The following is a 25433-nucleotide window of genomic DNA, read 5'->3' as shown; positions in this document are numbered from 1 at the left end:
CCCCGCACTTCCCTGTCGGCGGACGGTCAGGCCTCGGGCGGCGTGTCGGTGGTTTCCGGCGCAACCGCGGCCGTCCCCACCACGCCCTCGCCCGCCTCGTCCTCGTCCAGCGAGGCGTCCAGGCGTTCGACGGCCTGCAGCGTTTCGCCATCCGACAGGCGGATCAGGGTGACGCCCTGGGTGTTGCGACCGACCTGCGAGATTTCCGCCGCGCGGGTGCGCACCAGCGTGCCGCCGTCGGAGATCAGCAGCACCTCGTGATGGTCGGACAACTGGATGGCACCGACCAGGCGACCGTTGCGTTCGGTGGTCTTCAGCGCGATCACGCCACGCGTGCCACGCCCCTTGCGCGGATAGTCCGCCACCGGGGTGCGCTTGCCGTAGCCGCGCTCGCTGGCGGTCAGGATGTCGCCATCGCCGTCGACGACGACCAGGCTGACGACCTCGGAGCCGGCTTCGGGAAGCGAGGGCGCGCCGTCGGTCTCGCCGGCCTCGCCGTCGTCATGGTCTCCCTCGACCTCCGCATCCGCGCCGGCCACCAGGCGCATGCCGCGCACGCCGGTGGCGGTGCGGCCCATCGCGCGGACCAGCGACTCGGAGAAGCGCACCGCACGGCCGTTGGAGGCGAACAGCATGACGTCGCGCTCGCCATCGGTCAGCGCCACGCCGACCAGGGCATCGCCTTCGTCCAGGTTGATCGCGATCTTGCCGCGCGCCAGCTTGAAGGCGAACTCGGTGAGCGGGGTCTTCTTGACCGTACCGTGCTTCGTGGCGAAGAAGACGAACTTGCCTTCCTCGTAGTCGCGCACCGGCACCACGGCCTGGACCTTCTCGCCGGGCTCCAGCGGGATCCAGTTGATGATCGGACGGCCACGCGCATTGGAACCGGCTTCCGGCAACTGGTACACCGGCAGCCAGAACACCTTGCCGCTGCTGGTGAAGGTGAGCAGCGTGTCGTGGGTGTTGACCAGCCACAGCTGGTCGATGAAATCCTCTTCCTTGGTGGCCGCCGCACTGCGGCCGCGGCCACCGCGCTTCTGCGCGCGGTAGGCGCTGGCCGGCTGCCGCTTCGCGTAGCCCGCATGCGACAGCGTGACCACCATGTCTTCCGGCGCGATCAGGTCCAGGATGTCCAGGTCTTCTTCGCTGTGGCGGATCTCGCTGCGGCGCTCGTCGCCGAACTCGGCCTTGACGTTCAGCAGCTCGTCGCGGATCACCTGCAGCAGCACGTCCGGATTCTCCAGGATGCGGATCAGGCCGGCGATGGTCTCCAGCAGCTGGCGGTATTCTTCGGTGAGCTTTTCCTGCTCCAGGCCGGTCAGGCGGTGCAGGCGCATTTCCAGGATCTGGGTGGCCTGCGCTTCGCTGAGCTGGTAGCGGCCGTCGACGAAACCGATGGCGGCCGGCAGGTCCTCCGGACGCGAGGCCTCGGCGCCGGCGGCCGCCAGCAGCGCGCCCACCAGGCCCGGCTCCCAGGTCTTGGCCAGCATGCGCTCGCGCGCTTCCTGCGGGTTGGCCGAGGTCTTGATCAGCTCGATCATCTCGTCGATGTTGGCGAGCGCGACGGTCAGGCCTTCCAGGATGTGCGCGCGGTTGCGCGCCTTGCGCAGTTCGAAGATGGTCCGGCGGGTGACCACTTCGCGACGGTGGCGCACGAAGGCTTCCAGCATCTGCTTGAGGTTGAGCAGCTGCGGGCGACCGTCGACCAGGGCGACCATGTTGATGCCGAACACCGATTCCATCGGCGTCTGCAGGTACAGGTTGTTGAGGACGACCTCGGCCGATTCGCCGCGCTTGACCTCGATGTAGATGCGCATGCCGTCCTTGTCGGACTCGTCGCGCAGCTCGCTGATGCCTTCGAGCTTCTTCTCCTTCACCAGCTCGGCGATCTTCTCGATCAGCCGCGCCTTGTTCACCTGGTACGGGATCTCGGTGACGATGATCGACTCGCGGCCGTTGTCGTCGTTGACCTCGATGTCGGCCTTGGCGCGCATGCGCACGCGGCCCCGGCCGGTGCGGTAGCCGGCCACGATGCCGGCGGTGCCGTTGATGATGCCGCCGGTGGGGAAATCCGGGCCCGGGATGTACTGCATCAGCCCGTCGACATCCAGCTCCGGGTTGTCGATCAGCGCTATCAGGCCATTGACCACTTCCGACAGGTTGTGCGGCGGAATGTTGGTGGCCATGCCCACCGCGATGCCGGCCGAGCCGTTGACCAGCAGGTTCGGGAAGCGGGTCGGCAGGACCGTCGGCTCCTGTTCCTTCTCGTCGTAGTTGGGCTGGAAATCGACGGTTTCCTTGTCGATGTCGGCGAGCAGTTCGTGGGTGAGGCGCGCCATGCGCGCTTCGGTGTAACGCATGGCCGCCGCGGCGTCGCCGTCGACCGAGCCGAAGTTGCCCTGGCCGTCGACCAGCATGTAGCGCAGCGAGAAGGGCTGGGCCATGCGCACCAAGGTGTCGTAGACCGACTGGTCGCCGTGCGGGTGGTACTTGCCGATCACGTCGCCGACGATGCGGGCCGACTTCACGTGCGGCTTGTTGGCGTGGTTGCCCAGTTCGTTCATCGCGAACAGGACGCGCCGGTGGACGGGCTTCAGGCCATCGCGGACATCCGGGAGCGCGCGCCCCACGATCACGCTCATGGCGTAATCCAGGTAGCTGCGGCGCATCTCGTCTTCGAGATTGACGGGGATGATTTCCTTGGCGGTATCGGCCATTCGGGTTCCGTGTTTCTTGGGTTGTCTCGGGCCTGGATCCGGGCCCAAACGGGCCTAGCCGGCGGGGGCCGGCGAGGCAGCGACAGGCGGGGATTCCGGCGGGTTCTGCAACCTGCGGAGTGTATCACACCGGACCTGCCCGACCGGCCTTTTCAGTCGCTGAAACAAGCACTTATGGCGCCGCGGAACGCGCGCTGGCGCAGGATGCCGCCGGTCGGGCCGCTGGCGGGCCCCGATGGCGGACCCCAGGCACGCAAAAGCCCGGCCGGGGCCGGGCTTTTGCGTAGTACTGGTGGGCGGTACAAGTTTCGAACTTGTGACCCCTGCCGTGTGAAAGCAGTGCTCTACCGCTGAGCTAACCGCCCGAATTCGTCGGGGCGCGCATGATAAACGGGGAGCGGGGATGCGGTCAACGCACCCCGGGGCTCAGCGGTCCTTGGTATCGCACAGGGCGCTGACCCGCCGCGGTGGCGCGAACGCGTCGCTGCGGGCCTCGGCCCAGAAGTCGCGGAACACGGCATGCGAGGGCACCCGGTCCAGCAACTCGCCCGGCTCGAGGAACCGGTAGAGGGACGCCAGCGAACGCACCTCGATGGGCGACACGCGGCGCAGGATGTGTTCCGGTCCCAGTTGCTGCGGGTGTTCCAGTCCCGCCGCGCACAGCATGTCGCGCAGCGCCTTCAGGGTGTTGTCGTGGAACTGCTGCACGCGCACCGACTTGTCGGCCACGTCCAGATGCTTCCAGCGCGCCGGGTCCTGGGTGGCCACCCCGGTGGGGCAGCGATCGTTGTGGCAGCTCTGCGACTGGATGCACCCCAACGCGAACATGAAGCCGCGCCCGGCATTGCACCAGTCCGCGCCCATCGCCATGGTGCGGGCGATGTCGAAGGCGCTGATGATCTTGCCGGCCGCACCCACCCGCACGCGGTCGCGCAGGTTCAGCCCGACCAGGGTGTTGTGGACCAGCAGCAGCGCTTCGTGCATCGGCACGCCCACATGGTCGATGAACTCGGCCGGCGCCGCGCCGGTGCCGCCTTCCGCACCATCGACCACGATGAAATCCGGCAGCAGGCCGGTTTCGTGCATGGCCTTGGCGATGCCGAACCACTCCCACGGGTGGCCGATGGCCAGCTTGAAGCCGGTCGGCTTGCCCCCGGAGAGTTCGCGCAGGCGTGCGATGAACTGCAGCAACCCCACCGGTGTGGAGAACGCCGAATGCGACGCCGGCGACACGCAGTCGTGCCCCATGGGTACGCCGCGGGTGGCCGCGATTTCGGCGCTGACCTTCGCCGCCGGCAGCACCCCGCCGTGGCCGGGCTTGGCGCCCTGGGACAGCTTCAGCTCGATCATCTTCACCTGCGGCGCGCGCGCGTTCTCGACAAAGCGCTCCTCGCTGAAGCGGCCCCGGTCGTCGCGACAGCCGAAATAGCCGGACCCGATCTCCCAGACCAGGTCGCCGCCCTTTTCGCGGTGATAGGGCGAAATCGAACCTTCGCCGGTGTCGTGGTAGAAGCCGCCGCGCCGCGCGCCCTCGTTCAGCGCGCGCACCGCGTTCGCCGACAGCGCGCCGAAGCTCATCGCCGAGATGTTGAACACGCTGGCCGAATACGGCTGCGCCGAGGCCGCGCCGATGACCACGCGGAAATCGTGCGAATCCACGTGCGTGGGCGCCATCGAATGGTTGATCCATTCGTAGTCCACGCCGTACACGTCCTGCTGGCTGCCGAACGGCACCACGTCCATCACGCCCTTGGCGCGCTGGTAGACCAGAGAACGCTGCTGGCGCGAGAACGGCACCTCGGCGGTATCGCCCTCGATGAAGTACTGGCGGATCTCCGGGCCGACCGATTCCAACCCGTATCGGAAGTGCGCCAGCACCGGGTAGTTGCGTCGCAGCGTGCTGCGGGTCTGCAGCAGGTCCCAGGTGCCCAGCAGCGCCAGGGCGCCGAAGACCGCCACGCCCCACCAGGCGACCGGCCAGAACACCGCCAGTACCAGCATCGCCACCGCGAGCAACAGCGTGGCGGCATAGGCGAGGTATCGCTGCATCGTGCGTCTCCCGTGGGCCAGCCCCGATTCTATGCGATGCCCTGCGACCGCACGCCGCAGGCGCGGTTTGCCGGATGCGCGGGTTTGATCCTGATCAATGCCCGCCCGCGCCCGGGGTGCGAGGTTGGCGCCACCACAACCGGGGAGATACCGACATGCATCCTGTCCTGCGCGAAATCCTGATGGAACCGGTGGGCTGGCTGGCCATCGGCGGCAGCATCGTCATGGTGGGCATCGCCTTCGCGGTGGCGATGTTCGTACGCAAGAAAGTGCGCGAGGAAGAGAAGCGGCCGCCGCGCTGAGCGCATCGGCGGGCTGGTGCCGGAGCTTAAACCGAAAGAATGCCGCAGCCCATTGATTCAATGGGTATGTAACTGATCTTGAATGGGTTTTGACTCACGATCTGACTCACTTTCGGTGAGCCGCCACCGCGACTCACCTTACTAATGGAATGGGTTCTGGGAGCCTGCGCGCTTGACTCCTCCCAGGGCGGCGGGGCGACCCTGCTCCGGTCATCGGGGCCGGTCCACTGCTGGCGAGGGTTGCCACCGCCGCCTACTACCTAAGTCATAGGCACCCGCGCGCTCGCGCGTACTGCTCCGAGAACCTGGCCCCACTGTTACGCCTTGTTCTCAACAGGGCTTAGCTACCTGTTTCGCCCTGCTATCAGGACGAAGGAGGAATTTCCTTTCCCCATTTTATCCGGCCGCGCCTCTACCTGGCTCTAAAGTGGAAGCCCGCACGTTGCCGTCCTGCCATATACCATCCCCACCTCTCGTCGCTCCTGCGGTCGCCCCGCCCAGCACTTGACTGACGCTTGGCGAAGTTGAAAAACAGGCAGCCGGGACCAGCGGCTCCGCCCAGTGCAAGATGCTAGCCCACATGGGGATCCCGTTCCGCCCCAATGCAGTAGGCAAACCGCTGGTCGAGCGAGCTCCCGTCCTCCAGTGGCCGCAGGGAAGGATGAATCAGAGAGGGGTTTACCCCCAAACCTATGACCCTCAATCACGCTCCGGGAGGCCACTCGCTGGCTGCGTCCAGACAGGATCAGCATGGCTCCCAGACTTGAACCAATCGATGCCGCGCGCGGCTTCCCGAGATGGCCAGAAGTGGCGCAACTTAAGAAATCACCGTCAAGCATCTTCGACATAGTCCGGATCATTGAAGGCCAAAAAATCACCAGACTCTAAATCTTCGTAGGTGCAGAGGGTGCCATCGTAGCAATAGTTGCCATCGGCAAATCTCCTATGAACTTTGACGCTCGAGCCCAAAGGGGGTTGAGAGATAGGGGGCCTCTGAAAGGAGAGCACCACGATCTCGCGAGCTTCATTCCTGAGAATATCTACCGGAATGTTCCCTGCATGTAGCTCAGCAATCGCAATCAGCTTCAGTTGGGACGAAAGTTCGGACCACATAGCGTCGGCAGCCACGTCGCCAAATCCCTCGCCGTTCCATACGAGTTCATCAATGCTCGTTGTATCCCTACCAAGCCGATGTGTTGCCATGACTCCTGACTCCTCTCTTTGTCGACTCGAAGCACCCTACTCAGGCGTACAGCTACCCCCAAATGAAACTGGTACATGTACTTCATAGAACTATGTAGCAATCCTTAGCTTCTTAGTACCCCAGCGTCTTCATTTTACTTTTGGCTTTAGATAATCTGGGATGGGCGTATCTTCCGGAAAATGAATGATCTCAGGCGGCTTTGCGCCATTCGCCGGTATATCAATTCTGGGGCCACTACGGCCACCCGTGCGCACTGAGACCTTATTAGGCGCCACGCTTCTTCCTTTTTCATCTGGCTCTCCCAGAGTACCACCTGTGAGCCCCTCAACGGTTTCCTCAAACTTCCCCCCGGCAACGATGTTCCGATTGCGGTACCACCATTCTTGCCGGTGGCTCTAGGAGAATCACCAATGATCTCGGTAGGCAATTCCGGCGCAGCTTCAGACGTACCTTCACTCAACTGAGATAGAGTATTCGCCACTTTCAGGACAGCATTCAGCTGCTGCAGCACATACATCGTGGCTTCGGTGCGAAGTACGATTCCAGCATAAGTTGGCATATCGGCGAACACAAACTCGCCCACTGTTCGACTGTTTATCTGACAAGTGCGACCATCGCAGTCTACGCGTCGTCCATCAGGGTCAGTAAACCTATAGGGATTGTTGTTTGCATACCGGTAACGATTGAACTGCCCCACTGGTTCACTAAATGCCGTCACGGGGTCCGCACTGAGAAACGACCCCACCTGCGGATCGTAGTACCGCTGCTGCATGTACGTCAGCCCGGTGGCCGCATCCTGCACATGCCCCGTGAACCCCGGTCCGTCCTTCAGTGCGCTGTTCACCAGCTGACCGTAAGGCTCGTACTCGAAGGTCTCCACGATGGCCTTGGCCGCATCCGTCACCGCGATCGGCGTGCCCAGTGCATCGGTGTGCTGGTACTTGACCGTGACCGTCGTGCCACCGGACATGGGCTGCTCGCGCAGGGCCACCAGGCTGCCCCCGAGGTAGATGTAGTTCGTCTTCCGGTTGTTGCGCGCATCGTGCGAGTACATCACCTGCCCGGACTGGCTGTACTGCCATACCGAGTAGTTGGTGGTCCGGCTCTCCACCCGCCGACCGTGCCCGTCGTACAGGTACGTCTCCTTGCCCGGCGCCGCCCGCAGCCGGTTGCCGTAGGTGAACGAATACGTCTGCCCGTTCTTGTTGGCCAGGTTGCCCTGTAGGTCGTACCCCAGCCCCACCACGGTGGCGCCGCCGACGGTGTTCTTGATGTTGACCAGCCGGTTGCTCGCGTCGTAGACGTACGTATGGTCGCGCGCCAGGCTGCCGCCGCTCACCTTCACCGAGGTCAGGTTGTCCAGCACGTTGTACCCGTAGCTGGCCGTGCCGAACATGCTGGAGGTGGTCTGGACCAGGCGATCCAGCCCGTCGTAACCCATGCCCCGCGTCTGCCGCGCGCCGGCCAGGTAATCGGTGATGCTGCCGACATTGCCATTGGCGTCGTACGCATAGCCCAGGTCCAGCGGCTTGCTGCTGCCGATCGCGTCGGTGCTGCGTGCCGGCAATTGCCGGGCGTTCTGGGTCATCGTGTGAACGATGCCGTTGCCGTAGGTGAACTGCCTGATCGCCCCGTTGGGGTAGTAGCTGACCCCGGTGGCATAGGTCCCGGCCTGGGTCGGCTGGCCCAGCGCATTGGGCGCATAGGACACGCTCTGCCCGTCCGGATACGACTGGGCGCTCAGGTGTCCATGGGCGTTGTACGTATACCCCAGGCCCCACGTGTACCACCCCGTCTGGCCCGAGGTTTCGAAGGTGAGCAGGCGCCGCCTGTTGTAGCTGTAGGCGTTCACCACCGGGTAGGCATTGCCCGTCTCGTTGTAGGTGGTGATGCCGGCGGGCAGACCATCGGGCGTGTAGGTCCAGCTCTGGTTGCCCCGCCCATCCGGGAAGGTCAGCGTCTTGAGGCGATTGCGGGCATCGTAGGTGCGGTCAGTGCGTCGCGCGGCGACGGGGGCGCTGGTACCTGCGGCTTCGCAGGCCTGACCGGCCGGCAGTCCGGCCGCGCTCCACAGGACGTTGCCAGCCCCGTCGTAGCCCATCAGGGTGGCGCCTGTCTCCGGCTCCACCGAGCGGCACAGCTCCTGGTAGGCGTTGTAGGTATAGCTGCGCGTCAAGGAGACGGTATTGGCGCTGTTCCGCTTCCTGATGGACAGCGGCTTGCCGAACACATCGCGGGTGATGTCCACCGCCGCCCGCTCGGACCTGTTCTGCGCCATGTCCACCAGCACCGGGAAGTCATAGGTCGGCTGATCGAACATCTGGTAGCGGGTGACCGTCTGGGTTCCCCGGGGGTCCGTCACGCGGGTGTAGGGGCCCGCGCTGTCGCCCGCATAGGTGGTCAGCGTCGTCAATGTGCCCAGCTCGCTGTCCTGCGTGACCGAGGTGGTGCGGCCCAACGCGTCGTATTCCGTCCAGGTGCCGACTGTTGCGGGGACCCTGACAGAGGAAGGATAAGACTGGAAGACCACACGACCCATCGCGTCGTAGGTAGTGCTGGTCGCCCTGAGGGTACCCTCGACATCGGCCGCATCGAACTCATGCACCAGTACGGGCCGCCACAGTGCGTCATAGAACGTGTTCGTTTTGCTGTTGCCGGTGATCTGACGGCGCAACCAGTGGCCCGGCGGCAAGCCGTGTTCGGCGACGTTTCGGTACTCAAGGGTGAAAGTGGTGGTACTCCACGCCGTCGTGTCCCCCGTGGGGTAGACAATGCTCGCCAACCGCCCCATGGCGTCATAGCCATAGCCCGTGACGTAGCCGTTCTCGTCCGTGACCGACGTGATCCAGCCACTGTCATTGACCACCGCAGACTGCGTCGCCCCGCTTGGCGATTCGGCGGTGGCTGGGTACCGGATGCTTTGCGGGATACCCCGCTTCCAGTTGCTCAGGGTGGTGACGTTGTTGTTGCCATCCTTCACCGTGGCGACGGTGCCGTCGGTGTTGTAGGTCAAGGTCTGAACTGTTCGGCCGTAGGCTCTTGATATTGTCGGCCGCGCCAGCGTGTCGTATATGGTCTCGGACATGACGATGCCGGTCGGCGCCGAGGCCGGTGTGCACGCAGCTGGTGCCACACAAATGATTTTCGACGATTGACCTAGAACCCATGTGTTGACGTCATCGTAGTACTGAATCGTCTCTGTCCGGCTGTACGCTTGCGCGTTTGCCCCGCCCGCCAGAATCCAGAACGTCAGAGCGGCGCCATAGCCGAAGATGCCCCTTCGAACAGTTCCCATATACGCCCCCAAGTCGCTCATCGATCCAAAACTCGCGCCTATCCAAGCGCGACCGCAATCCGCTACACACACTGATTTCTGCGTTTGCGCCTTTATGGCACTGCCGGGACGCTCGACTTACGAACCCTGGTCGATCGCCCCAAAGAGTCAAACTGCTCCACTTCGTTCACGAGCTCAGCTCCGTCCTGAACTATTCGTTTGACCTTCTGGGGACGAAGAACTGTTGAGTTCAACCCGTCGCCCTTGTACTGGCGGCTGATGCCGAGCTTCGCAGGATATGGTTGGCCAATAGAGGACAACTGGTAGTTGTAAAATTCAGTTCTGAGAATGCGGCTTGCCGACGAACCCAGCTCCACTCTTAGCACCAGACCTTCATCGTAGCGATAAGAGTTTCCGAATGTGTAACGACTCCAAGTCCCGCCAGGACCGGCAACCTCTGTTGAGGTTCTTCCCGCACATCCATCTGAAGTGCACACAGGTTCAATGATTCGGTAAGTGGCGAGGTCCGTAATCGGCTTCCCCTCTTCCGGAATACTCGTGAACACATATGGGGGTGATGCCCACGATCCGGGTGCGGAATAGTTCTGTGTGAAGCCACTTCTTGCTTGCGCCGGGGTTTGTGCAGAGTTGTAGCTATAGTTCCAGGCAGATTCCGGAATGCCCTGGCCGAAGACCCTCTTCTTCACCAGACTCCTCGTCCAGTACATCCGCACGTAGTCAGAGTAGGCCCCGTTCTCCGGACCATTTCCGTCTGGCACCGCGACGCACTGCCGCGGAACATTGCTTCTCCCATGAAGCCTCAAACGGAACGTGAATTCGCCTTGCGCCCCCGATGGGTGTGTCATGCGTAACGTTGAGTCGTCGAAATCAACACTACCAAGCTCTCCTGGATAGCTGCAGCTCCCAGGACCCTGCTCAAGAGTGTTGTACTCATAGGGGATAGTTCCGAAATTAAAGGCCCATTTACTACCATCTGGCCTGAGAACGCCTGTCAGACGCGCAGGATTTCCGCTATAGGTGTATTGCCAAGTTCGCCCATGAGCTGAGGCGGAGGCGAGGCGTCCTGATGCATCATAAGTGAATGCAATCAGCCTCCCGTCATTGCTTTCAATTTTTCCAATGCGGGGGGGCTCATTGGATGCGTTTGTGTAGGTGTAGCTGACCCAATTGCCGAACCTATCCCACTCTGGCCTTTGGCACTCGGCTCTCGACCTGGCTGCGCCGCTTGAACTCTGCGCCCGTCCCCCCACCCTGCTCAACGAGGCGCATGACGCGAGTGCGCGACCGTACCGGTCCCGCGCTGGGCAGTGGAAGCATGCGGCGCTTTGGCTGTCACGTTCAAACCAGAGGACTTCGCAAAGCACTGCAGGGATTGCCCTACATCGGCAATCGACTCGAAGTCGTCGGGCATAGTGTCGATCTTGATCACGCAGGTGCTGAGCGCCGAGGCTTTGGGCTGCAAGAGCTTGTTGTAGTCGAGCGCACTATCCTGCCGCCTGGCGAGCGGCTGCGGAGCAGAGGCCATGGCGTAGCGCCTGCGCCACTGCACGCGCGTGGCCTCCCAGAAACTGAGACGGCTCGACCCGATCGATCTAGAGCTCCCGCACCCTCAGCTCGCCCGATAGCATGGGCCGCGCCATAATGTAGTAGTCGTCCCTGTCGAATTGGCCCGAGTCGCCCTTGATCCGCCTGGCCTCGCGCAAGGATCCGGCGCTCCCTAGATAGTTCCAATGGTCAATGACGTGGAGCTGCCGCAGCTTCCCGTCGCGCTCCTCGATGGCCACCCTGCCCTTATAGGGCCACTTGGCGACTTCGATCCCCCTGAGGGCCGTTAACAGGCGTTCGTCGTGGTCGCGTCCGGCCTCCTTCCCGGCACAGACTCCGCGGCAGCGGCCAATGGAATGGCGGAAGCAGGGGCGGCCGCCCGGCGTTCTTTCCAGGCCGATGCGCGCATAGCAGAGCTCGTGTTCTTCAGCCAAAGCTCTAAGCCGCTCCATGGCGGCCATCTTGCTGCCGAACAGGCCATAGAGGTTGGTCCGAATGCGAAAGTTGGGCTCGTTGGAGAACGCGTAGCGCACGCCCCCAAGATCCAGCGCAATCGAGCAGATCCGGTGGGTGCGCCTCAGCTTCTTGTTGTAGAGCGGCTGCAGGGTCTTGATCTGGTGGGCTTCCAGGAGCTGGGCGCCCAGGTCACCGGCCGTTCGCACATGAGTGATTCGGCGCGTCTGGGACAGCATGCGGGCCTCGCCAGGCTCTCGCAGGTGGCTCAGCACCCGTGTGCGGAGATCGACGCTCTTGCCGATGTACAGGGGGACGGACTGCTCCTCGCCGTGGAACTGGTACACGCCAGGCGCCCTGGGCAGCTCGGCCGCCAGGTCACGCAGATGGCTGGGGTACTGGTAGGGGAACTCCTCGCGTTCTTGGCGACGGAACAACATGACGTGCGTAGCGTGTCGGGCATTGGGCAGCCGGGATGGTCTGACGAGGACGTCGCAGCCATCGCGACGGGAGCGCAGCCTGGCCACCCAGCGCGTCCCTCGCCATGAGTATTTCGCTGAACGGCGGACGATTGATCGCGCGGCCTTGAGATCCCTCGACGGCCGCCGAGAAGCGTGTAGCCATCCTCGACGACGGATGGTGACCATGGCCGCCACCAATGACCTCCCCCCTGCATACACCCGGCTTGCCGATGAGGACGGCCGGCACACGCGCCTACTCTGGAGTCTTACGGTCTTCCGTGGAGTGCATTGTGGTGCCCGGAGCCGGAATCGAACCGGCATGGCCTTGCGGCCGGCGGATTTTAAGTCCGATGCGTCTACCAGTTTCGCCATCCGGGCACGGGGATAGCCTGCCTCACTCGCACCGCATTGGAAAGCGGCGCCCTTCCGCACGCCGGAAACAGCGAAGCCCCGCATGCGGGGCTTCGACGTGCTTCCCGGGGAAGCGGACATGGAGCGGGAAACGAGACTCGAACTCGCGACCCCGACCTTGGCAAGGTCGTGCTCTACCAACTGAGCTATTCCCGCATGGAGGACGCAATGCGTCTTCCTGGTACTTGGAGGCCTGGGTCGGAATTGAACCGGCGTACGCGGATTTGCAGTCCGCTGCATAACCACTCTGCCACCAGGCCGATGGCGACCGCGCCAGACTGGCGCAATCCAGGCGCCATTTCAAGGCGCCTGCAAAACAAAACCCCGCATGCGGGGTTGTGTCGTTGCTTCTTGCGAAGCGAATCTGGAGCGGGAAACGAGACTCGAACTCGCGACCCCGACCTTGGCAAGGTCGTGCTCTACCAACTGAGCTATTCCCGCGTCGAGAGAGACGAAATTGTAGCGTGTTGTTCGGACCTGTCAACCGTCTTTTTTCCCCTTCGCGCAGGATCGGCCAGGCCGCGAGCAGGTACTGGATGCCGGACCACAAGGTCAGCAGGGCGGCGATCGCCAGCAACCAGTCCCCGAGCAGGAAGACCCAGCGGCCCATCCAGATGTCTTCCAGCGCCTGCCGGCCGGGGGTGGAGGCATACAGCAGGCAGGACAGCGCCACCATCTGCACGATGGTCTTGATCTTGCCCAGCGCCGCCACCTTCACCGTGGCGCGCTGGCCCAGTTCCGCCATCCATTCGCGCAACGCGGACACGGCGATTTCGCGCCCCACGATGACCGCGGCCCAGATGGCCATCCACATGGTCGGGGTGTCCTGCACGATCAGGAACAGCGAGACGGCCACCATCAGCTTGTCCGCGACCGGGTCGAGGAAGGCGCCGAACGCCGAATACAGGTGGTAGCGGCGCGCGATCCAGCCATCCAGCCAGTCGGTGACCGCGGCCAGCACGAAAATGAAGGCCGCCGCGAAGTTGGTCCACGAATAGGGCAGGTAGAACACCAGCACCAGGACCGGGATCAGCACGATCCTCAGCAAGGTGAGCCAGGTGGGAACGGTCAACTTCATCGCGGGCTTACTCGGCTCCTGCCTCGGGGGACGGCAGTCCGTGCAGGTTAGCGTAGATTCGCTCGGCCAGCGCGGCGTTCACGCCCTCCACCCGCGCGATCTCGTCGGCACCGGCGGCCTTCAGGCCCGCCAGGCCGCCGAAATGCTTGAGCAGGCTCGCGCGCCGGCGCGGGCCGATGCCGGGGATGTCCTCCAGCCTGCTGGTCATGCGGGCCTTCTGCCGCTTGCCGCGATGGCCCGTGATGGCGAACCGGTGCGCCTCGTCGCGGACCTGCTGGATCAGCTGCAAGGCCGGCGAGGCCGCCCCCGGCCGCAGTTCGCGCCCGTCGGGCAGCACCAGCGTCTCATGGCCGGCACGCCGCTCCACGCCCTTGGCTACGCCGACCAGGGTCACACCGGCCACGCCGAGGTCGGCCAGCGCGGCCTGCGCCTGCGCCAGCTGGCCCGCGCCGCCGTCGATCAGCAGGACGTCGGGCAGTACGCCCCCCTCCTCCACCGCGCGCCGGAACCGCCGCTCGATGGCCTGGTGCATGGCGGCGAAGTCGTCGCCCGGCGTGATGCCGGTGATGTTGTAGCGACGGTACTGGGAGCGCACGGCCCCGTTGGCATCGAACACCACGCATGAAGCGACCGTCGCCTCGCCCATCGTGTGGCTGATGTCGAAGCACTCGATGCGCTTGGCCACCTCGGACAGGCCCAACAGGTCCTTCAGCGCTTCGCTGCGCGCGGTCTGCGCGTTGCGGCTGGTCAGTTCGGTCGCCAGGGCGATCTCGGCGTTGCGCCTGGCCAGGTCGAGGTAGCCGGCGCGTTCGCTGCGCACGCTCCACTTGAGCTGGACCTTGCGGCCGGCCGAGGCGGCCAGGGCGTGTTCGATCAGCTCCGCGTCCGGAATCTCCCGGTCCAGCACGATTTCCTGCGGCGCCGGCTGCTCGGCGTAGTACTGCGACACGAAGGCGCCCAGCACCTCCGCGGCCGAGTCCTCGCCATTGGTCTTCGGGAAGAAGGTGCGCGTGCCCAGGTTGCGGCCGTCGCGGAAGGCCAGCAGCAACACGCAGGCCTGGCTGCCCTGCATGGCGCAGGCCAGCACGTCGAGGTCGGCCGCGTGGCCATCCACGTACTGGCGCGCCTGCAGCGTGCGGATCGACGCCACCAGGTCGCGCAGGCGCGCGGCCTGCTCGAATTCCAGCCTGGCGCTGGCCTGCTCCATGGCGGCCCCGAGTTCGCGGGTCAGTTCGTCGCTGCGGCCGTCGAGGAACAGGGTGGCCTGGCGGACCGATTCGGCGTAGTCGGCCGGGGCCACCAGGCCCACGCAAGGCCCGCTGCAGCGCCCGATCTGGTACTGCAGGCAGGGCCGCGAGCGGTTGCGGAACACGCTGTCCTCGCAGTTGCGGATGCGGAACAGCTTCTGCATCAGGTTCAGCGTCTCGCGCACCGCGGTGACGCTGGGGTACGGGCCGAAGTAGCGCCCCGGCACGGCGCGCGCGCCGCGGTGGAACCCGATGCGCGGCCATTCCTCGCGGGTGAGCAGCACGTAGGGATAGCTCTTGTCGTCGCGCAGCAGCACGTTGTAGCGCGGCGTCAGCGACTTGATCAGCTGGTTTTCCAGCAGCAGCGCTTCGGCCTCGGTGCGGGTGACCGTCACGTCCATGCGCGCCACCTGGGACAGCATCGACTGGATGCGCGGCGACTTGGGCGAGTTGTTGAAGTAGCTGGTGACGCGCTTGCGCAGCGCGCCGGCCTTGCCCACGTACAGCAGCGCGTCGTCCGCCGCATACATGCGGTACACGCCAGGTGCCGTGCTCAGCGCGGCCGCGAAGGCCTTGCCGTCGAATTCCGCCTGGGGACTGCCGCTCATTCGTCGATGGGCACGTGGCTCAGTTCGCCGGTGGCGATATCGTAACGCAGCACCGCATGGGCGTCGGTTTCAGCGATCCACACCGCGCCCGCGGCCACCGACAGGCCCGCGGGCCCGTGCAGCGCGCGCGGCAGCGCGACCGTGGCCAGTTCGCCGCCGCCCAGCCGCAGCGTGCGCAGGCTGCCGTTGCCGCTGTCGGCGATCCACATGACCGGCGTATCGGGCCCCAGCGCGATGGCCTGCGGATGCTGCAGGCGCGCGCGGTCGCGCGGGCCGTCGTCGGCGCCGAAGCTCCATGCACCCTGCCCGATCAGCGTCTGCACGACGTCCCCGCGCAACTGCACCGAACGGATCGCCGAGCCCACCGCGTCGCACACGTACAGCGTCTGCAGCACCGCGGCCAGGCTGGCGGGCTGCGCGAATGCGGCCATCGGTCCACTGCCGTCGCGCACCTCCAACTGCCCCGAGCCGGCCCGGGAGCGGATCTCGCGCGTGCCCAGGTCGTAACTCCAGATGCGGTTGTCGCCGGCCATTGCCAGGAAAACCTGGTTGTTGTTGACCACCAGTGCCTGTGGCTGGTTCAGCGCGACATCGCGCGGCGCCACCACCACGCCTTCGGTGGGCTCGCCCGCGCGTCCGTTGCCGCACAGCGTGTCCACCGTGCTGGTCGGCAGGTTGATGCGACGCAGGGCGTGGTTGCCGGTGTCGGCGACGTACAGCGACTCGCGCACCAGCGCCAGCCCCTGGGGCCGGCGGAATGCGGCATGGTTGAGGTCGCCGTCGGCCAGGTCGGGCGTGCCCATGCCGAACTGGCGGATCACCCGGCCCTGATGGTTGCATTCGAGCACGCGGTGATGGCCGGTGTCGGCCACGAACAGGCGGTCCGCCGTGGCGACCAGGCCGGCGGGAAAGCTCAACGGCATCCGCGGCTCGGGATGGGCCTCGCGGAAGGCGCGCAGATCGTCGTCCGGCGGCGCATGCAGGCCATCGCACAGGCGGGCGATCTGCCGCTCCAGGTCGGCCAGGCCTTCCGCCCCCATCGCACGATGACGCACCTGGCCTTCGCCATCGATCAGCAACACGGTGGGCCAGGCGTCCACGCCGAAGCGCTGCCAGGCGACCCAGTCGGCGTCGTGCGCCAGCGGCAGCACGTTGCCGTGCCGCCGGAGCCGCTTCAGCGCGGCCTGCGGCTCGCGCTCGCTGTCGAAGCGCGGCACGTGGATGGCCAGCGCGTGCAGGCGACCCAGGTAACGGGCCTGCAGCATGGCCAGGTCGTTGAGCCGTTGCGCACACCAGGCCGAGGCGCCATTGACGAAAGCCAGGGCGACGATGCGCCCGCGCTGCTCGTGCAGCGTGGTCGCGGGCGCGTTCAGCCATTGCAGGCTGCGCGGCAGTTCAGGAGCCAGGGTCATGTCCGTCATCTTCCGTGATTATGCCCAAGTCTCAACCGGCAGCGAGCCGGGCCACGACCGCCTGTGCGGCCGAATCGACCAGTCGCCAGACCCGCTGGAAGTCCTCCGGCCCGCCCGTGTACGGGTCCGGCACTTCGCCACCGGCCCGGAGGCCGGCCCATTCCAGCAGCAGCGCGACGCGCGGGTGGCGTGCCGCGGGCGCCAGGCGCAGGACATCGCGGAGATTGGCGCGGTCGGCGCACAGGATCCAGTCGAAGGTCTCGAAGTCGGCGGCATGCAGCTGCCGCGCCCGTTGCCCCGCGATGTCCACGCCATGGCCGCGGGCGCAGGCGATGGCGCGCCGGTCCGGCGGTTCGCCGGCATGCCAGCCCCCGGTGCCGGCCGACTCCACGTGTACCCGGCCGGCCAGCGGCGACGCCGCCAGGCGGGCCTGCAACGCCCCCTCGGCCATCGGCGAGCGGCAGATGTTGCCCAGGCAGACGACCAGCAGCTTCATGCCTGCGCCTTCAGGATCTTTTCCGCCCGCGCCAGGTCCTCCGGCGTGTCCACGCCGGGCGGAAACGGTGCCGGGGTCAGCGACACCGCGATGCGATGCCCCGCCTCCAGCGCCCGCAGCTGTTCCAGCGATTCCACCTGCTCCAGCCTGCCCGGCGGCATGGCCGCGAACCGGCGCAGGAAACCGGCACGGTAGGCATAGATGCCGATGTGGCGCAGCCACTGTCCGTCCGGCAACGCATCGCGGGTCTGGGCGAAGGCATCGCGATGCCAGGGAATGGGCGCGCGGCTGAAGTACAGCGCGTCGCCATTGGCGGCACGCACCAGCTTCACCGCATTCGGATCGAACAGCGTGGCCGCGTCCTCGACGGGCACGGCCAGCGTGGCCATGTCGGCGCCACTGGACGCCAGCGTGTCGGCCACGGCGCGGATCCCCGCCGGCGGCGCGAAGGGCTCATCGCCCTGCAGGTTCACCACCAGGGCGTCGTCTGCCCAGCCGGCGATATCGGCGCATTCGGCCAGCCGGTCGCTGCCGGACGCGTGCCGTTCGGACGTCATCGCCACGCGCACCCCGGTGTCCCGCAGGGCGTCGCGGATGCGCGTGTCGTCGGTGGCCACCCAGACTTCGCGCGCGCCGGCCGCCAGCGCGCGCCGGGCCACGTGCACGACCAGCGGAGTGCCGCCGAGCAGGCGCAGCGGCTTGCCCGGCAGGCGCGAGGCGGCATGCCGGGCGGGAATGGCAACGATGAAATCGGTCATCGGGAGGCACTCAAGGAAAGAAGAGATTCAGGCCTTGCCGGCGCGGGCGGCCGTCGCCTCCGCCAGCCGTTCCAGCAACGCGATCCAGAAGGCTTCGGGCAGCTTCGCCACCACCGGCACGCTGTAGAACCAGCCGTTGGCGAACCTCGCGCATTTCACCGCATCCTTCTCGGTCATCAGCACGGGCAGCTCGCTGCCGAACGCGAAATCCTCGGCGCGATAGGCGTGATGGTCCGCGAAGGCGTGCGGCACCACCCCCAAGCCGTGGCGGCGCAGCATGGCGAAGAAGCGCGCCGGATGGCCGATGCCGGCGACCGCATGCACGCGCTGGCCGGCGAATGCGGACAACGGCCTGGGCCGGCCGCCGCGCAACGGCAGCGCATCGTCGGCCTGCAGGTGCAGCGGCCATTCGCCGAATCCCGCGGCGCCCTCGGCGTCGGGCAGGTTGACCACGCGGAAGTCGCACTCCGCCGCGCGCGCGGCCGGCTCGCGCAGGGGGCCGGCCGGCATCAGGCGACCGTTGCCGTAGCGGCGCGCGCCATCGATCACCTCGATCTCGATGTCGCGCCGCAGGCGGTAGTGCTGCAATCCGTCATCGCAGATGACCACATCGCACCCCGCCGCGACCAGCGCCTTCGCCGCCGCCACGCGATCGCGGTCCACGCGCACCCGGGTACCGGTGTGGCGTGCGATCAGCACGGGCTCGTCGCCGCCTTCGCTGGCCGGCGTCCCCGCGTCCACCCAGCGCGCCTGCGCTTCGTCGCCGCGCCCGTAGCCGCGGCTGGCCACGCCGGGGCGGAAACCCGCGGCCCGCAGCCGCTCCACCAGCGCGATCGTCAGTGGCGTCTTGCCGGTACCGCCCGCGATGATGTTGCCCACCACGATGACCGGCACGCCGATGCGGTGGCGGCGCAGCGCGCCCATCCGGTACAGCCGGCGCCGCAGGGCGATGACGGCGCCGTACACGCCCGCCAGCGCGCGTGCCCAGGCCGGCACAGGTGCGTCGCCGAACCAGTAGTCCGGAGCTTGCGGCATGGTGCGCCGGCTCACCCCGCCTCGCCCTCGCGGAACTGCATCTGGTACAGGTGCGCGTAGAGGCCTCCGTGCGCAAGCAGGGCGGCATGGGTGCCCTGCTCGACCAGGCGGCCCTGGTCCAGCACCAGCACCTGGTCGGCATGCTCGATGGTGGACAGGCGATGGGCGATGACCAGGGTGGTGCGGTCGGGCATCAGTTTCTGCAGCGCGTTCTGCACCAGCCGCTCGGATTCGTTGTCGAGCGCCGCGGTGGCTTCGTCCAGGATCAGGATGGGCGCGTCCTTCAGCATCGCGCGTGCGATCGCCAGGCGTTGCCGCTGGCCGCCGGACAGGCGCCCACCCTTGTTGCCGATCGGCGCATGCAGCCCTTCCGGCAGCTCGCTGACGAACTCCATCGCGTTGGCGCCGCGCACGGCCTCTTCCATGGCGCCGGCCTGCGCGCCCTGCAATTCGCCGTACGCCACATTGGCGGCGACGGTGCCGTCGAACAGCATCACCTGCTGCCCCACCAGTGCGATCTGCCGGCGCAGGTCGGCCAGGGGGTAGTCCTGCAGCGGATGGCCATCGAGCAGGATCCGGCCCGATTCGGCCTCGTAGAAACGCGGGATGAGCTTGATCAGCGTCGATTTGCCGCTGCCGGAACGGCCGACGATGGCGGTGACGGTCCCCGGCCGCGCGGTGAAGCTGATGCCCTCCAGCGCGGGACGGCTCTGGCCCGGGTAGCGCGCGGTGATGTCGCGGAACTCGATCACGCCTTTCGCGCGCTCCAGCGGGCGGGTGCCGTGATCCTGCTCATCGTCCGCGTCCAGCACCGTGAACAGGCGCTGCGCCGATGCCACGCCCCGTTGCAGCATGTTCTGCACGTTGGTCAGCTGTTTCAGCGCGGGAATGATGGCCATCATCGACACCATCAGCGATACGAAGCCCCCCGCCGTCAGGCGCCCGGCCATCGCCTCGCGGCCGGCGAAGAACAGCAGCAGCGCCAGGCCCACCGCGCCCATCAGCTGCACCATCGCCGAGGAGATGCTGCGCGTGGCCTCGACCTTCATCGCCAGCCTCAGGTTGGTGTCCGCCAGGCCGGCGTAGCGTTTCAGTTCGGTCCGCTGGGCGCCGTAGATCTTCACTTCCTGCTGGTTGGACAGGGTCTGGTCGGCGGCCTGCATCATCTCCGCCCCGCTCTCCTGGATGCGGTGGCTGATGCGGCGGTACCGCTTGGCCACCTTGTCCATCATCCATGCCAGCGGCGGCGCCATCAGCAGGATGGCGATGGTCACCTGCCAGCTGGTGTAGAGCATCACGGCCAGCATCGCGACGACCTGCAGCGACTGCTGGATCATCACCTTCATCGCATCCACGGCCGCCTGCGCCACCTGGTCGCTGTCCGAACCCAGGCGCACGAGCATGGACGGGACGGGTTCGGTGTCGAAGCGCAGGCCGGGCAGCCGCAGGTACTTGCCCAGCACCTGGACACGGAAATCGCGCGCGATGCTGCGCGCCGCCTTGCCCATGCCCATGTCGGTGATGTAACCGGCCACGCCACGGATCACGAACAGGCCCACGATGTAGGCGGGCAGCAGCAGGCTCTTGGCTTCGTCGCGCTTGATGAAGGTCTCGTCGACCACGCTTTCCATCAGCTTGGCGAACGCACCGCCGGCGCCCGCCTCCAGCAGCATGCCCACCCCCGCCAGCAGCAGCAGGCCCCGGTAGGGTCTGGCGAACCCCAGCAGCCGGGTATACACCTTCCACGGCGAGTCGCTTCCGCTCACTTCTGCGCCTCCGGCGCGGTGGCGATGTTGACCTTGCGGAAGCCCAGCTGGCCCAGCGCGTCCAGCGCGGTCACCACGGCCTGGTGCGGCGTGCGCGCATCGGCGCGCAGCAGCACGGGCCGGCTGCGGTCGCTGCCGGCGACCTGCTGCAAGGTCTGCTTGAGGGCATCGATGTCGGGCCGCAGCACCTCGTGTTCGTCGACGAAGTAGCGCCCGTCGGCATTGACCAGCACGCTGAGCGCCTTCACCTGCGCGGCCACCGGCTCGCCGGCGGCGCTGGGCAACTGCAGCTGCAGCATCGAACGGGCGTCGAAGGTGGTGGTGATGACGAAGAAGATGATCAGCACCAGGATCACGTCGATCAACGGCACCAGGTTGATCTCGGGTTCTTCCTGCGCGCGGTCGTCGCGGATGCGCATGCGGCGGCCTCAGGCGCTGGTCGGCGCCGGCGCCGGTGCGGCCACGCCGGACGGGCGCACCACCGGGCGCGGATGGCGGGCCTCCAGCGCGTCCACCAGCGCCGTGGCCTCCTTCTCCATTTCCATCACGTAGCCGGTGACCCGGCCACGGAAGTAGCGGTGGAACAGCAGCGCGGGGATGGCCACGATCATGCCGGCCGCCGCGCACACCAGCGCCTTGCCGATGCCGCCCGCCAGGGCATTGACGTCGCCCACGCCGCTGTCCTGGATGCCCAGGAACATCTGGATCATGCCGACCACCGTGCCCAGCAGGCCCAGCAGCGGCCCCGCCGAGGCGATGCTGCCCAGGGCGTTGAGGAACTTCTCCATGCGGTGGACCACGTGGCGGCCGGTGTCCTCGATGCGCTCGCGGATCTGGTCGCGTGGCCTGTTGCGCACGTCCAGCGCCGCCGCCAGCAGCTCACCCAGCGGCGAGTTGCGGCGCAGCGATTCGATATGGGCCGGTTCCAGCTGGCCGCGGGCGGCCCAGGCGCGGACCTCTTCGCCCAGCCCCGGCGGCAGGATCTCCTTGCGGCGCAGCGACCAGAAGCGTTCCACCACGATGGCCAGGGCCAGCACGCCGAGCAGCAGCAGCGGGATCATCGGCCAACCGCCGGCCTTCACCAGTTCCAGCACGTTCAGTCCTCCGGCGCATCGGGCCGTTCCTCTTCAGGCTGATAGGATAGCCCACCGGCCCGCTGGCGCCGCACCGCGTCCCACCAGCGCGGCCGGTCGTGACGCCGTTCACGCACCTGCAGCCCGTCCGCGCCCACCCACACCCGCAACGCACCGCTGGATTGCGTGTCCAGCAGTTCGCCGCCGCGTGCGCGCCAACGTGCGACCACCGGCGCCCGCGGATGACCGAAGCGGTTGCCGGCGCCGCTGGAATTGAGCACCAGACGGGCAGACGTGGCGGCGACGAAGGCCGGATCGGACGAGCCGGCGCTGCCGTGATGCGGCAGCACCACCACGTCCGCTCGCAGCGATGCCGCGTCGCGATGCACCAGCCCGCGTTCGACGATGGCGCCGATATCGCCTGGCAACAGGAGGCTACCGTGCGCCGTTTCCACCTTCAGCACGCAGCTGGCCTCGTTGCCCAGATAGGGAAAGTGATGCCCCGGGTGCAGGAACCGGAAACGCACCCCGTCCCACGTCCACGCCGCGCCGGCCACGCAGGCTGCCTTCGAAGGCACCCCGCTGCCCGCCGGCGACAGCACGGCCCGTACCGGCAGGCTGTCGCGCACCGCGTCCACGCCCCCCGCGTGGTCGTTGTCGCCATGGCTGACCACCAGTGCGTGCAGGCGCGTCACACCCAGCGCTCTCAAGGCCGGGACCACGGCACGTTCGCCCGCGTCGAATCCGTCCTCGACCGCCGGCCCGGCATCGAACAGCAAGGCATGGCGCGACGTGCGCACCAGCGCCGCCAACCCCTGCCCCACGTCGATCACCACCAGCTCTACCTCGCCCGCGCCCGGCCGCTCGCGATCGGGCCACAACAGCGGCAACCACAGCAGCAGCGCCAAGGCCTTGCCCGGCACGCCACGCGGCATCAGCAACCAGAACCCGCCGGCCAGCGCCAGCCACAGCGTCCAGACCGGGCTTTCGGGCAACCAGTGCAGGGCATATGGCTGGGTGGCCACGGCCTGGAAGAGGCGCCAGCTGGGCCCGAAACACTCAGCCGCGGCCCGCCAGGCCCACACGCCCGTGCCCGCATGAACAGTCTCCAGTGCCGTTCCCACCAGTGCCAACGGAACAACCACCAGGCTCCACCACGGGATGGCCACCAGGTTCGCCAGCGGCCCCGCCAGCGAGGCCTGCCCGAACAGCACCGCCGTGAACGGCAGCAGGCCTACCGTGGCCACCGCCTGCGCCGGCAGGAACGCCTTCGCCCAGTGCAGCGACGCCGGCAGGCACCACGCCAGCCACGCCACGCCGCCAAAGCTGAGCCAGAACCCGGCCGCCAGCAGCGACAACGGGTCGAACACCAGTACGGCCAGCATCGCCAGCGCCAGCACGTCCACCAGGCGCACGTGGCGGCGCGCCAGACGGGCGAGCACCACCACGGCGATCATCAGCACCGTGCGCACCGTCGGCAGTGCGAACCCGGCGGCGGCGGCATAGGCCACCGCGCCCGCCAGCGCCATCGCGCCGGCCACCTGCGGACGCGGCACCCATCGGGCCAGCGCAGGAAACAGCCACCACAGCCCCGCCCCGATCAGGGCGCAGCCGCCCGCCACCAGCCCCACATGGAATCCGGAGATCGCGATGAGATGGGTCAGGCCCGTGGCGCGCAGGACCTGCCAGTCCGCATCGTCCAGCGCACGCGTGTCGCCCAGCGCCAGGGCGCGCACGAAGCGGGCCGCATCGCTGCGCACTTCCCGCGCGATGCGCAGCGACATGGCATCGCGCCAGGCGTCGATCCCGCGTGCCGGCGCCAGTTCCCTCGCCAGGGCGGCACTGCGGATGTAGCCGGTCGCCGCGATACGCTGCGCCACCGCATGGCGTTCGACGTCCATCCCGCCCGGATTGGCCAGTCCCCGCGGCGCACGCACACGTACCTGCAACCGCCAGCGTTCGCCTGCACCCAGCCGCATGCGGGGACCGGCCACCCTGGCCCCGAAGTCGTCGTACCACGCCAGCCGGACCCGCCTGCCGCGCAGCGGCGGCGGCTGTGTACCGGCGTCGTCCACGCGCAGCAGGAACCGCGTGCGCCGGGCCTGCGGTTCCGGCAGCGCCACCACGCGCCCGCTGAGCATGACGTCGCGCCCCTCCCATGCCGGCGGCAGCTGTGCACCCAGGCTCCAGGTGGCGTGCAAGCCGGCCCAGGCCGCGCCCGCCAGCATCGCCCCCGCCCACCGCCACCGCGTACGCGCGCACCACCCGCCCATCCCTGCGGCCAGGCCGACCCACAGAAGGGCAGCCTGAGGCAGCACGGGACACCACAGCAGGGCCACCATGCCCAGCAAGACCGCCGCGCTGCACCCCAGGCCGAAAGGCGGCAGCGGATATCGTGCCGCGAGGGCGGCGGCCATGTCATCGGTCCAGCGGGCTGAGCACCGCGCCCGCGCCGCGGTTCAGGACGTGGGTGTAGACCTGGGTGGTGGCGACGTCCGTGTGCCCCAGCCGTTCCTGCACGGTGCGGATGTCATAGCCCGCTTCGCTGAGATGGGTGGCGAAGGAATGGCGCAGCGCATGCGCCGTCACCGGCTTGTGGATGCCTGCCGAACGCTGCGCGCGCTTCAGCGCCCGCGACAGCGTCGCCTCGTCCAGGTGGTGCCACCGCCCGTGGCCATCGCGCGGGTCCAGACTCAGGTTCCGCGCGGGGAACAGGTATTGCCATCCCAATTCTCTCGCCGCTCCGGGATACTTGCGCGACAGCGCATGCGGCAGCCACACCTCGCCCGCTCCCCGCCCGAGGTCGCACTGATGCAGGACGTGTACGCGTTCCACCTCCGCCTGCAGCGCCGGCGCCCGCGACGCCGGCAGCACGGTCCGGCGGTCCTTGCCGCCCTTGCCCTCCCGCACCGTGATCTCGTTGCGGGCGAAGTCCACGTCCTTCACCCGCAGGCGGACGCCCTCCATCAGCCGAATGCCGGTGTCATACAGCAGCCGCGCCAGCACCGCCATGCGCCCCTCCATGTTGGCCAGCAACGTCCGCACTTCGGCCTGCGACAGGACCGTGGGAATGCGCCGGGGCCGCTTGGCGCGCACCACGTCGTCCATCCAGGCCAGCTTCATGCCCAGCACGTCTCGATAGAGGAACAGGATGGCCGACAGCGCCTGGTTCTGCGTGCTGGCCGCAACGTGCCCCTCCACCGCCAGGCGGGTCAGGAATGCCTCGACGTGTGTCGCGCCCAACTCGCGGGGATGACGTTTCCCATTGGCCAGGATGAAGCTTCGTATCCACCCCGGATACGCCCGCTCGGTGCGCAAGCTGTAGTGACCGACCCGCAACCGCTTGACAACCCGCTCCAGCAAGCGCCCACGCACCCCGCCCCCCCGACGAGCCGCATCGCGCCCCTCATGTCAAACCGTGCGTAACGGTAGTCTCTGGATACGGGCCGCACGTCAGGGAGTTCGGCTAGTGCTGTCTGACAACCCATCCACGCCGGACCGGCTTCGCCGGTCGGCTCAACCC

The 25433-nt window shown here is 67.1% G+C and carries 18 protein-coding genes and 5 tRNA genes; 2 read left to right on the top strand and 21 right to left on the bottom strand.

Annotation, left to right across the window (positions count from 1 at the left end; translation table 11 throughout):
• Positions 1 to 26: 26 nt before the first annotated feature.
• The 3 genes from gyrA to MUU77_RS07795 form a co-directional block, all read right to left on the bottom strand.
• Positions 27 to 2717, bottom strand: coding sequence for a DNA gyrase subunit A (gene gyrA, locus MUU77_RS07805; RefSeq protein ID WP_245093502.1), 2691 nt, complete (start codon positions 2715 to 2717; stop codon positions 27 to 29).
• A 290-nt stretch (positions 2718 to 3007) separates the two neighbouring features.
• Positions 3008 to 3082, bottom strand: a tRNA-Val gene (locus MUU77_RS07800).
• Positions 3083 to 3143: 61 nt separating this feature from the next.
• Positions 3144 to 4766: an FMN-binding glutamate synthase family protein gene (locus MUU77_RS07795; RefSeq protein ID WP_245093500.1), complete on the bottom strand. Its 1623-nt coding sequence runs from the start codon at positions 4764 to 4766 to the stop codon at positions 3144 to 3146.
• Between the two features lie 155 nt (positions 4767 to 4921).
• Between MUU77_RS07795 and MUU77_RS07790 the strand changes: the two genes are divergently transcribed.
• Positions 4922 to 5068, top strand: a complete 147-nt coding sequence (locus MUU77_RS07790; protein WP_162109167.1) for a hypothetical protein — start codon at positions 4922 to 4924, stop codon at positions 5066 to 5068.
• 831 nt (positions 5069 to 5899) lie between these two features.
• Here MUU77_RS07790 and MUU77_RS07785 read toward each other — a convergent pair.
• From MUU77_RS07785 to MUU77_RS07750, 8 genes are all read right to left on the bottom strand, one after another.
• Positions 5900 to 6271, bottom strand: a complete 372-nt coding sequence (locus tag MUU77_RS07785; RefSeq protein ID WP_245093498.1) for a hypothetical protein — start codon at positions 6269 to 6271, stop codon at positions 5900 to 5902.
• A gap of 146 nt (positions 6272 to 6417) precedes the next feature.
• Positions 6418 to 9285, bottom strand: coding sequence for an RHS repeat-associated core domain-containing protein (locus MUU77_RS07780; protein WP_245093496.1), 2868 nt, complete (start codon positions 9283 to 9285; stop codon positions 6418 to 6420).
• 1537 nt (positions 9286 to 10822) lie between these two features.
• Positions 10823 to 11092, bottom strand: coding sequence for a hypothetical protein (locus MUU77_RS07775; RefSeq protein WP_245093494.1), 270 nt, complete (start codon positions 11090 to 11092; stop codon positions 10823 to 10825).
• Between the two features lie 67 nt (positions 11093 to 11159).
• Positions 11160 to 12005 (bottom strand): endonuclease, encoded by an 846-nt coding sequence (locus tag MUU77_RS07770; RefSeq protein ID WP_245093492.1) that lies wholly within the window; start codon positions 12003 to 12005, stop codon positions 11160 to 11162.
• Positions 12006 to 12317: 312 nt separating this feature from the next.
• Positions 12318 to 12404: transfer RNA gene (locus tag MUU77_RS07765), tRNA-Leu, on the bottom strand.
• A gap of 113 nt (positions 12405 to 12517) precedes the next feature.
• Positions 12518 to 12593: transfer RNA gene (locus MUU77_RS07760), tRNA-Gly, on the bottom strand.
• A gap of 30 nt (positions 12594 to 12623) precedes the next feature.
• A tRNA-Cys gene (locus MUU77_RS07755) sits at positions 12624 to 12697 on the bottom strand.
• Positions 12698 to 12802: 105 nt separating this feature from the next.
• A tRNA-Gly gene (locus MUU77_RS07750) sits at positions 12803 to 12878 on the bottom strand.
• Positions 12879 to 12973: 95 nt separating this feature from the next.
• Between MUU77_RS07750 and MUU77_RS07745 the strand changes: the two genes are divergently transcribed.
• Entirely contained in the window at positions 12974 to 13351 is a 378-nt protein-coding gene (locus MUU77_RS07745) for a hypothetical protein (RefSeq protein WP_245093490.1), read from the top strand.
• Positions 13352 to 13522: 171 nt separating this feature from the next.
• Here MUU77_RS07745 and uvrC read toward each other — a convergent pair whose 3' ends face one another.
• The 10 genes from uvrC to MUU77_RS07695 are packed head-to-tail and all read right to left on the bottom strand — an operon-like array spanning position 13523 to position 25273.
• The gene (gene uvrC, locus MUU77_RS07740) at positions 13523 to 15370 is read right to left on the bottom strand and encodes an excinuclease ABC subunit UvrC (RefSeq protein ID WP_245093488.1); all 1848 of its coding nucleotides are present in this window, start codon (positions 15368 to 15370) and stop codon (positions 13523 to 13525) included.
• Positions 15367 to 16782 carry a hypothetical protein gene (locus MUU77_RS07735; RefSeq protein ID WP_245093480.1) on the bottom strand — a complete coding sequence of 472 codons (1416 nt, stop codon included), beginning with the start codon at positions 16780 to 16782 and terminating at the stop codon, positions 15367 to 15369. The genes uvrC and MUU77_RS07735 overlap by 4 nt, the downstream gene beginning before the upstream one ends.
• 31 nt (positions 16783 to 16813) lie before the next feature.
• On the bottom strand, positions 16814 to 17278 hold the full coding sequence (locus tag MUU77_RS07730; RefSeq protein WP_245093478.1) for a low molecular weight protein-tyrosine-phosphatase: 465 nt from the start codon (positions 17276 to 17278) through the stop codon (positions 16814 to 16816).
• Positions 17275 to 18036 (bottom strand): 3-deoxy-manno-octulosonate cytidylyltransferase, encoded by a 762-nt coding sequence (kdsB, locus tag MUU77_RS07725; protein ID WP_245093470.1) that lies wholly within the window; start codon positions 18034 to 18036, stop codon positions 17275 to 17277. The genes MUU77_RS07730 and kdsB overlap by 4 nt, the downstream gene beginning before the upstream one ends.
• 27 nt (positions 18037 to 18063) lie before the next feature.
• The gene (gene lpxK, locus MUU77_RS07720) at positions 18064 to 19086 is read right to left on the bottom strand and encodes a tetraacyldisaccharide 4'-kinase (protein ID WP_245093468.1); all 1023 of its coding nucleotides are present in this window, start codon (positions 19084 to 19086) and stop codon (positions 18064 to 18066) included.
• Positions 19083 to 20837, bottom strand: coding sequence for a lipid A export permease/ATP-binding protein MsbA (gene msbA / locus MUU77_RS07715; protein WP_245093463.1), 1755 nt, complete (start codon positions 20835 to 20837; stop codon positions 19083 to 19085). Before msbA ends, lpxK begins: the two co-directional genes overlap by 4 nt.
• Positions 20834 to 21256 carry a biopolymer transporter ExbD gene (locus MUU77_RS07710; protein ID WP_187572897.1) on the bottom strand — a complete coding sequence of 141 codons (423 nt, stop codon included), beginning with the start codon at positions 21254 to 21256 and terminating at the stop codon, positions 20834 to 20836. Before MUU77_RS07710 ends, msbA begins: the two co-directional genes overlap by 4 nt.
• A 9-nt stretch (positions 21257 to 21265) precedes the next feature.
• Positions 21266 to 21931, bottom strand: coding sequence for a MotA/TolQ/ExbB proton channel family protein (locus tag MUU77_RS07705; protein WP_245093461.1), 666 nt, complete (start codon positions 21929 to 21931; stop codon positions 21266 to 21268).
• Between the two features lie 2 nt (positions 21932 to 21933).
• Positions 21934 to 24327, bottom strand: coding sequence for a DNA internalization-related competence protein ComEC/Rec2 (locus MUU77_RS07700; protein ID WP_245093459.1), 2394 nt, complete (start codon positions 24325 to 24327; stop codon positions 21934 to 21936).
• Position 24328: 1 nt separating this feature from the next.
• A complete protein-coding gene (locus tag MUU77_RS07695; protein WP_245093457.1) occupies positions 24329 to 25273 on the bottom strand; it encodes an integron integrase in 945 nt (314 codons plus the stop codon).
• Positions 25274 to 25433: the final 160 nt, after the last annotated feature.

The sequence above is a fragment of the Pseudoxanthomonas sp. F37 genome, from assembly GCF_022965755.1.
Classification (GTDB): domain Bacteria; phylum Pseudomonadota; class Gammaproteobacteria; order Xanthomonadales; family Xanthomonadaceae; genus Pseudoxanthomonas_A.
The sequence above is the reverse complement of the archived record's forward strand: the minus strand, read 5'-3'. Positions and strand labels throughout refer to the sequence as shown.